Below are 8,875 nucleotides of genomic sequence, written 5' to 3'. Positions count from 1 at the left end.
GCCTGAGCGGGCTGGCGCTCGCGGGCCACCTCGCCCTCGAACCCCGGTGGCACGGGCGGGTGGTGGTCGTCGACGACGGCCGCCGTCCGCTCGACACCGTCGCCTGGTCCTCGTGGGCCGACCGGCCGGGCCCGCTCGACGCCGCGGTGTCCAGCGCGTTCGACCGCGTCCGGGTGCACGTGGACGGTCGGACCCGCACCCTCCCGCTCGGCCGCTACCGGTACCTGGTGGTGCGGGGCACCGACCTGGACCGGGTCGTCCGCGCGCTCGCGCTGCCGTTGGGGCGCTTCGACTTCCGCCGCGGTCACGTCGACCGGGTCGTCGGCCCGCCCGGCCGGACGCGCGTGGTCGTGGACGGCGAGGAGGTCGCGGCGCGCTGGGTGTTCGACAGCGTCCTCGGGCCGCCCGAACCGCCGCCGGTGGACGCGCGCCTGGTGTTCCGCGGCCGTCGCGTCCGCACCGCGCGCCCGGTGTTCGACCCGGAGGCGCCCACCCTGTTCGACTTCCGCACGAGCCGGGCCGGGCCCGCCGCCTTCGTCCACGTGCTCCCGTTCTCGGCGACCGAGGCGCTGGTGGAGCACACGGCCTTCGCGCCCCCGCACGGGCCGCTGCCCGGTGTCGACGTCCAGCGCGCCGCACTGGCGGAGCACCTGGCCGACGTCCTGGGCGCGGCGGAGTGGGAGGTGCTGCACGAGGAGGGCGCCGTGCTGCCGCTGTCGGCGGGCGCGGTGCCGCGCCGCCGGGGCGACGTGCTGGCCATCGGCACGCCGGGCGGCATGGTGAAGGCGAGCACCGGCTACTCCTACCAGCGGGTGCAGCGCGACAGCGCCGCCGTCGCGCGGTCGCTGGTCGAGCACGGCCACCCGTTCGACCTCCCAGCCGAGAGCGCGAGGCACCGCCTGTTCGACGGCGCCCTGCTCGACGTGGTCACCCGCGAGCCCCGCCAGTTGGAGCGCGCGTTCGCGGCGCTGTTCCGCGGCTGTTCGGCGGAGCCCGCGCTGCGCTTCCTCGACGAGCGCACCTCGTTCGCGCAGGAGGGCCGCCTGGTCACCGGGATGCCGGTCGGGGTCTACCTGCGGGCGATCCGCAGGCGGATGCGGGAGTAGCGGTCCGGCGCCGGCCCCGGCTCGTCAGGTCACCTCGAACCGCCGCCTGTGCTCGGCCACCGCCCGGAGCAGGTCGCTCCTGGACAGCACGCGCGGACCGCACTCGCACGAGGCGGGCAGCGCGTCGTCCACCAGCGGGTCGTCGCGCTGGAGCAGGTCGACCTGCTCGTCCCGGCGTGACCCGGCGGCGCGGGGCACGTCGGCGAAGTCCCGCGACCCGTGCGCGCGGGCCCTCGTGCACGACGCGTACACCAGACCCGCCGACGTGGCGTACACCGCGGCCACGTGGTGGCCCCTGGAGCACCGCACGGTGAGCTTCCGCGCCCGCGCGCGGTGCGCGCCGATCTCGTCGAGCGCCGCGCGAGCGGCCTCCCGCGCCCGTGCCGGGTCGGACCTGCGCGCGGTCATGGCCTCACCCCTCGGCACGCGAGGAGGTCGTGACCACCGCCGCGACCTCGGGGACGTCGGTCGACGTGGGCGCCGCGGTCGTGCTCCTCCGGCGCCCGGTGCCCGTGGTTCGTCGTGGACATGCCGCCTCCTCCTGCCAGGCGGGCGGGGTTCCGCCCGCACGTCCATCCGATCGCGCGGAACGGGATTCGGCCACCGTCGTCCGACCCGCCGGGTACGGGACTTCTTCCCCTGGGCCGCGCCGGGTTCGGGTGCTTCCGAATACCCTCCCCGCGCCCGGTGGCGGGGAGGGTATTCCGGTCCCCGCGCCGTGGACCTTCGGTCCTGTTGCGCGTCCGCGTCCGGTTCCAGGCTGGTACCGCAGGAGCGGGAGTCGGAGGAGCGGGAGGCGTGATGGACGAGCGGAAGCCGGTCGTCGTCGGAGTGGACGGGTCCGAGGCGGCCCGGCACGCGCTGGAGTGGGCGCTCGACGAGGCGCTGATCCGCGGGTGCGCCGTGCGCGCCGTGCGGGTGTGGAGCTTCGAGCCGATGTCGGACTGGGCGCCGACGACCCTCCAGGAGACGCGGGACAACGCCGAGAGGGCGCTCGACGACGCCGTGCGCACCGCCGTCGCCGGACGGCCCTCGGCGCCCCCGGTCGAGCAGGTCACCGCCGAGGGCGACCCGGCGGGCGCGCTGGTGCGGGCCGCGAGCGACGCGGCGCTGCTGGTGGTCGCGGGCCACCGGGGCGAACGCTTCCGCAAGGTCGTGCTCGGCTCGGTCAGCTCGGCGTGCGTCCGGCGGTCGCACGTCCCCGTCGTCGTGCTGCCGCCGGGGATCGAGCGGGTCGCCACCGAGGACGACGAGGAGAGGGCGCGGGCGTGACCGGCCCGCCGGGGGAGCGACGAGGAGGAGGAACCCCGTGCTGGCCCAGGACATCATGAGCCGCCCGGCGGTGACCGTGACGCCCGGCGTGCCGATCCGCGAGGCGGCGGCGCTGCTGGCCTCGCACGGGTTCACCGCGCTGCCCGTCGTCGACCACGCTCAGCGCGTGGTCGGCATCGTGGCGGAGGCGGACCTGCTGCGCGTCAGGTACGGCACGGACTCCGAGTCGCTCGGCGCCCCCGTCGAGGAGGTGATGACCTCGCCCGCCTTCGGCATGCCGGTCGGGACGCCCGCCGCGCTGCTCGCCAGGGTCATGCTCGACGACCGCGTGCGGTGCCTGCCGATCGTCGACGGCTCGCGGGTCGTCGGCGTGGTCACGCGCCGGGACCTGGTCCGCGGTCTGGCCAGGACGGACACCGACATCGCCGCCGAGGTGCGGCACCGGCTGGAGGTCTACGGCGGGCCCGGCGGCTGGTCGGTGTCCGTGCGCGACGGCGAGGTGACCATCGGCACCGAGTTCGTCGACGCCGAGGTCCAGCGGGTCGTCACCGCGCTGGCCGAAGGGGTGCTGGGCGTCTCGACCGCGACCGTGCGCACCACGAGCGACTCGTCGTGACCGCGACACCCGCGGCGGCGGCCGAAGGGTCGAAGGTCCCGACCACGCGGGACCGCCGCCACTGACCTCGCGCCGGGCCCGGCGGCGAAGCTCGGTGGCAACCAGCAGCAGGAGGAGTGGACCATGGACGACATCGACTCCCGGCCGATCGTGGTCGGCGTGGACGGGTCCCCGGCGAGCCGGGCGGCCCTGGCGTGGGCGGTGGAGGAGGCCGAGCGGCGCGGGTGCGCGGTCGAGGCGGTCACCGGGCAGCACCGGGACTTCGGCATGGCCGTCGGCGCGGTGCCGATCGACGTGATGATCGGGATGCTGCCCGAGGAACTGCGCGCCGCGCAGCAGCAGGTGCTCGACACCGCCGTGGCGGAACTGGCCACGGCGGTGGAGATCCGCACCGTCGCGGCCACCGAGGAGGCGAGGCAGGCCCTCGTCGAGGCCTCGGAGCACGCCTCGCTGCTGGTGGTCGGCCGTCGCGGGCTCGGCGCGGTCGCGGCGGCACTGCTGGGTTCGGTGAGCCTGCACTGCGTGCGCCACGCGTCCTGCCCGGTCGTGGTGGTCAACGACCCCACCGCGGTGGCGCACCACGAGCGCTCACTGCGCTCCGGCGCGCCGATCACCCCCGGCCCGCTGCTGTGACGCCGCCCGACCGGACCGCACAGGAGGTCTCGCCGTGGCCGTGAACCTCGAACCCGACCGCGCCCTGCTGACCGACGGAACGGTGGTGTCGGTGCGGGAGCTGGGGGTGGGTGACGTCGGCGCGCTGCTGGCGCTGCACGAGTCGCTGCCCCTGGAGGACCGCTACCTCAGGTTCTTCTCGACCTCGCCCCGGCAGCTGGAGGACTTCGTCGGCCGGATGGCCACGCCGGACGGCGCGGACCACGTCACGGTCGGGGCGTTCCGCGGCCGTGCGCTGCTCGGCGCGGCGAGCTGCATCGTCCTGGACGAGCCGTCCGAGGCCGAGGTGGCGCTGGTGGTGTCGCACGCCGACCAGGCGCACGGGGTCGGCACGCTGCTGCTCGAACGCCTCCGCTCCCTCGCCGTCCGCCGCGGGGTGCGGCGCTTCGTCGCGGACGTGATGACCATCAACTCCCGGATGCTGCGGGTCTTCACGGACATGGGTCTGGTGTGGACGGTGACCGCCGACGGGGACGTGGTGCACGTCGACCTCGGGCTGGAACCGGTGGAGTCCTACCTCGACGCGGTCGCGGACCGCGAGCTGACCGCCGACGTGAACAGCCTGCGCGCGGTGCTCGAACCGACCTCGGTCGTCGTGGTCGGCGCCGGTCGCAAGGAGACGAGCGTCGGCAACGCCGTGCTGCGCAACCTCGTCGCCGGAGGCTTCACCGGCGAGCTGCACGCGGTGAACCCGCACGCGTCCTCGATCGTCGGGGTCACCTGCTACCCGTCGGTCGCGGAGGTGCCGGACGTGCCGGAGCTGGCTGTGCTGTGCGTGCCCGCGGACCAGGTGCCCGCGGTCGCCGAGCAGTGCGGACGGCGGGGTGTGAAGGCGCTGGTGGTCATCACCGCCGGGGTCACCGAGCACCCGGAGCTGGCGCGGGGCCTCGCGGACGCGGTCCGCGAGCACGGGATGCGCGTCGTCGGCCCGAACTGCCTCGGCGTCTCCACCGGGGAGCCCGGTGTCAGCCTGGACGCCACGTTCGCCCGCACCCGCACCACCGCCGGTGGCGTCGGTGTGGTGACCCAGTCCGGCGGGATCGCCATCGCCGTGGTGGAGCGGCTGCGCGCCCTCGGCCTCGGCACCTCCAACCTGGTGTCCACGGGTGACAAGTACGACGTGAGCGGCAACGACCTGCTGCTGTGGTGGGAGCGCGACGAGCGCACGCGTGCCGTCGTGCTGTACCTGGAGTCGTTCGGCAACCCGCGCAAGTTCTCCCGGCTGGCCCGTCGGGTCGCCCGGCGCAAGCCGGTGCTGGCCATCCGGTCGGCCTCCTCGGAGGCGGGGCAGCGCGCGGCGGCGTCGCACACCGCCGCGACGGCCACGCCGGCGATCACCCGTGACGCCCTGTTCCGGCAGGCCGGGATCACCGCGGTGGACGGGGTCTCCGAGCTGGTGGACGTGCTCGCCGCGCTGCACACCCAACCGCTGCCCGCCGGTCGTGCCGTCGCCGTGCTGAGCAACGCGGGCGGGCTGGGGGTGCTGGCGGCCGACGCGTGCGTGCGGGGAGGCCTCGACGTGGCCGAGCTGTCGACCACGACCGTGAACGCGCTGCGGGCGCTGCTGCCCACCACGGCCAGCGCCCACAACCCGGTCGACACCACCGCCGTCGTGAACGAGCGGACGTTCGCCCGCTGCCTGAACGTGGTGGCGGCGGACCCCGCGGTGGACGCCGTCATCGCCGTCACCGTCCCCACCGCTCTCGGCGACCCGTCCGGCGGGGTCCACCCGGTGGCGGGCAAGCCCGTCCTCGCCGTCGACGCGGGGCGGGTGCGGGCGGTCGGGTCCGGGCCGGTGCCGGGCTACGGCGACCCGGCGCAGGCCGCCGCCGTGCTGGCGGCGCTCGCCGAACGCGCGGAGTGGCTGGCGCGTCCGGAGCGGCGGGACGACGTGGACGGGATCGACGTCGGCAGGGCCCGCGCCCTCGTGGCCGACCACCTGGCCGCCGAACCGCGGGGCGGGTGGCTGGACCCGGACCGGGTCGTCGAACTGCTGGCCGCGTTCGGGCTGCCGGTGCTGGGCGGGATCGTGACGACCACGGCCGAGGCGACGGCGGCGGCGCAGCGCGGGTTCGGCTGTCCCGTCGTGCTCAAGGCCATCGCCGTGGACCTGCTGCACAAGAGCAAGGGAGGCGGTGTCGTGCTCGACCTGGACACCCCGGACGCCGCCGCGGACGCGTTCAGCCGGTTCCGGTCGCTCTTCGGTGACCGGCTGCGCGGCGCGTTCGTCCAGCCGATGGCCGACCCCGGCCGGGAACTGCTGGTGGGCGTGGTCAACGACCAGCAGTTCGGGCCGCTGGTGGTGACCGGGCTCGGCGGTGTCGACACCGACCTCGTCGACGACCGCGCCGCCGCGCTCGCCCCGCTGACGGCCGCCGACGCGGACGACCTGCTGCACGGGTTCCGGGCCGCGGGGGGCGTGTTCGAGACCGTGGCGGAGGCCCCGGTGCGCGAGGTCCTGCTGCGGGTGGCGAGACTGGCCGAACTCGTGCCGGAGGTCGCCGAGCTGGACCTCAACCCGGTGATCGCCACCGGCGACCGCTGCCAGGTCGTGGACGCGCGCGTGCGCGTCGTACCCGCCTCGCCGGTCGACCCGTTCCTGCGCGGCCTGCGCCCGAGCGGACGGGGATGACCGTGCCACTCGCCACCGGGGAACGCGTCGACACCGCCGTCCACCACGGGATGCCGGTCCACGAGGTCGTCCTGCTCGCCGAGACCGACGCGGACACCGGTCTGCCACCGGAGGAAGCCCGGCGCAGGCTGGCCGAACTGGGACCCAACACCCTGCCCCCGCCCCGAGGTCGGGGGTGGGCGCGCCAACTCCTCGCCCAGGTCACCAACCCGCTGATCTACGTCCTGCTCGGGGCGGCCGTGCTGACCGCGGCGCTCGGGGAGACCGTGGACGCCTCGGTCGTGTTCGCCGTCGTGGTCGTCAACGCCCTGATCGGGTTCGTGCAGGAACTCCGGGCCGAACGCGCGCTCGACGCGCTGGTGGCCATGGTCCGCACCGAGGCCACCGTCGTGCGCGGCGGCGAGGCGACCCGGATCTCCTCCGACGACCTCGTGCCCGGCGACCTCGTGGCGCTCGAACCCGGCGACCAGGTGCCCGCCGACCTCAGGCTCGTGCGCGCCGGGGAACTCGCGGTCGACGAGTCGGCGCTCACCGGCGAGTCGCAGGCCGTGGCGAAGGACCCGGTCGCGCTGCCGTCGGACACCGCACTGGCCGACCGCGTCAACATGGCCTACTCCAGCACCCTGGTCACGGCGGGCACCGCGCGCGGAGTCGTCGTCGCCACCGGGCCGGACACCGAGATCGGCCGGGTGCACCGGCTCGTCGGCAGCACCTCGACCGTGCGGACCCCGTTGACCCGCAAGCTCGACCGGTTCGCCAAGCTGCTGACGGTGGTCGTCCTCGGGCTGGCCGCGGTCAGCGTGGTGATCGGCCTGGTGCGCGGCGAACCGCTGAGCGAGATGGTCACCGCCGCCGTGGCGCTGGCCGTCGGCGCGATCCCGGAGGGCCTGCCCGCCGCGGTCACCGTCACGCTCGCGATCGGCGTCGCCCGCATGGCCCGCCGCAACGCGATCATCCGGCGGCTGCCCGCCGTGGAGACGCTGGGCAGCACCACGATGATCTGCACCGACAAGACCGGCACCCTGACCGCCAACGCGATGACCGTGCGCACCGTCGTGGTCGCCGGGAAGGCCTACGACGTCAGCGGTGTCGGCTACGACCCGGACGGGGCGTTCTCGGACACCGTGACGCCCGCGCTGCGCGAGTGCCTGCTCGCGGGCCTGGCGTGCAACGACGCGCGGATCGTGCGGGAGCACGGGACCTGGACGGCGGTCGGCGACCCCACCGAGGCCGCGCTCGTCGTGTCCGCGCGCAAGGCCGGGCTGACCGCGGCCGACGTCCCCGCCCGGCTCGACGCGCTGCCGTTCACCTCCGAGCGCCAGTACATGGCCACCTCCCACGAGGGCGGCGTGGTGTACCTCAAGGGTGCGGTCGAACGCGTCCTCGACCTGACCGGGCACCCCGGCGAGCACGGTGCGGCCGACGACCTCGCCTCGGCGGGCTTGCGCGTCCTGGCCGTGGGGTCGGCCCGGCTGCCCGCAGGGACCGAGCTGACGGAGGACAACCTCCGCGGCCGGGTCCACCTGCTCGGCCTCCAGGCCATGCACGACCCGCCGCGTCCCGAGGCGATCGAGGCCGTCCGGGCCTGCCGCTCCGCGGGCGTCGACGTCCGCATGATCACCGGCGACCACCCGGTGACGGCGCGCGCCATCGCGCGGACCTTCGACATCCCCGAGGACGGCGTCCACGCCAGGGTGACGCCGGAGGAGAAGCTGCGGCTCGTCACGGAGTTCCAGGAGCGGGGGCACGTGGTCGCCATGACCGGCGACGGCGTCAACGACGCCCCCGCGCTGCGGCGCGCGGACATCGGCGTCGCGATGGGCCGCGGTGGGACGGAGGTGGCGAAGCAGGCCGCGGACATGGTGCTGGCAGACGACAACTTCTCGTCCATCAGGGCGGCCGTCGAGGAGGGCCGCTCGGTCTTCGACAACCTGCGCAAGTTCATCATCTGGACCCTGCCCACGAACATGGCCGAGGGCCTGGTGATCCTCGCCGCGATCCTGGCGGGCACCGCGCTGCCGATCCTGCCGGTGCAGATCCTGTGGATCAACATGACCACCGCGGTCGCGCTGGGTCTCACGCTGGCGTTCGAGCCGCGCGAGCCGGACGTGATGCGCAGACCGCCCCTCCCGCCGTCGTTGCCCCTGCTCACCGGGATGCTCGTGCGGCGGACCCTGTTCGTCTCCGTGATCCTGCTCGGTGCCTCGTTCGGCGCGTTCCACTGGTGGCTGGCGACGGGCGCGCCGCTGGAGGTGGCCCGCACGGTCGCGGTCGACGTCTTCGTGGCCGTGCAGATCGCGTACCTGCTCAACTGCCGGTCGCTGACGAAGCTCCGGCCCGGAGTGCCACTCAGCCGCAGCCCCTGGCTGCTGGGCGGGATCGCGCTGACCGCCGTGCTGCAACTGCTGTTCACCTACCTGCCCGCGATGAACGCGCTGTTCCACACGAGCCCCCTCGGTTGGTGGGACTGGGGTGTGGTGGTGGCGGCGAGCGTCGTCGGGTACGTCCTGGTGGAGCTGGACAAGTGGCGGGAACGCGCGCTGGAGCGGAGGCGTCGTGGCGTCGCCTGAACCCAGC

Annotated in this window: 7 protein-coding genes; 6 read left to right on the top strand and 1 reads right to left on the bottom strand. The window is 75.1% G+C overall.

The window, feature by feature from the left end; translation table 11 throughout:
* A partial coding sequence (locus AC156L_RS33920) for a lycopene cyclase family protein (RefSeq protein ID WP_484407609.1) occupies positions 1–1,106 on the top strand: 1,106 nt, incomplete at its 5' end.
* Between the two features lie 24 nt (positions 1,107–1,130).
* Here AC156L_RS33920 and AC156L_RS33915 read toward each other — a convergent pair.
* A complete protein-coding gene (locus AC156L_RS33915) occupies positions 1,131–1,514 on the bottom strand; it encodes a hypothetical protein (protein ID WP_330879326.1) in 384 nt (127 codons plus the stop codon).
* A 393-nt stretch (positions 1,515–1,907) separates the two neighbouring features.
* Between AC156L_RS33915 and AC156L_RS33910 the strand changes: the two genes are divergently transcribed.
* The 5 genes from AC156L_RS33910 to AC156L_RS33890 all read left to right on the top strand — a co-directional run bounded on the left by AC156L_RS33910 (position 1,908) and on the right by AC156L_RS33890 (position 8,868).
* Complete coding sequence (locus tag AC156L_RS33910; RefSeq protein ID WP_330879325.1) at positions 1,908–2,378, top strand: universal stress protein; 471 nt, start codon at positions 1,908–1,910, stop codon at positions 2,376–2,378.
* A 37-nt stretch (positions 2,379–2,415) separates the two neighbouring features.
* Complete coding sequence (locus AC156L_RS33905) at positions 2,416–2,994, top strand: CBS domain-containing protein (RefSeq protein ID WP_330879324.1); 579 nt, start codon at positions 2,416–2,418, stop codon at positions 2,992–2,994.
* Positions 2,995–3,117: 123 nt separating this feature from the next.
* Positions 3,118–3,627 (top strand): universal stress protein, encoded by a 510-nt coding sequence (locus tag AC156L_RS33900; RefSeq protein WP_330879323.1) that lies wholly within the window; start codon positions 3,118–3,120, stop codon positions 3,625–3,627.
* 34 nt (positions 3,628–3,661) lie between these two features.
* On the top strand, positions 3,662–6,298 hold the full coding sequence (locus AC156L_RS33895) for a bifunctional acetate--CoA ligase family protein/GNAT family N-acetyltransferase (protein WP_330879322.1): 2,637 nt from the start codon (positions 3,662–3,664) through the stop codon (positions 6,296–6,298).
* Positions 6,295–8,868: a cation-translocating P-type ATPase gene (locus tag AC156L_RS33890; protein ID WP_330879321.1), complete on the top strand. Its 2,574-nt coding sequence runs from the start codon at positions 6,295–6,297 to the stop codon at positions 8,866–8,868. Before AC156L_RS33895 ends, AC156L_RS33890 begins: the two co-directional genes overlap by 4 nt.
* The last annotated feature ends 7 nt before the right edge of the window (positions 8,869–8,875 follow it).

This window comes from Umezawaea sp. (assembly GCF_057122925.1).
The sequence above is the reverse complement of the archived record's forward strand: the minus strand, read 5'-3'. Positions and strand labels throughout refer to the sequence as shown.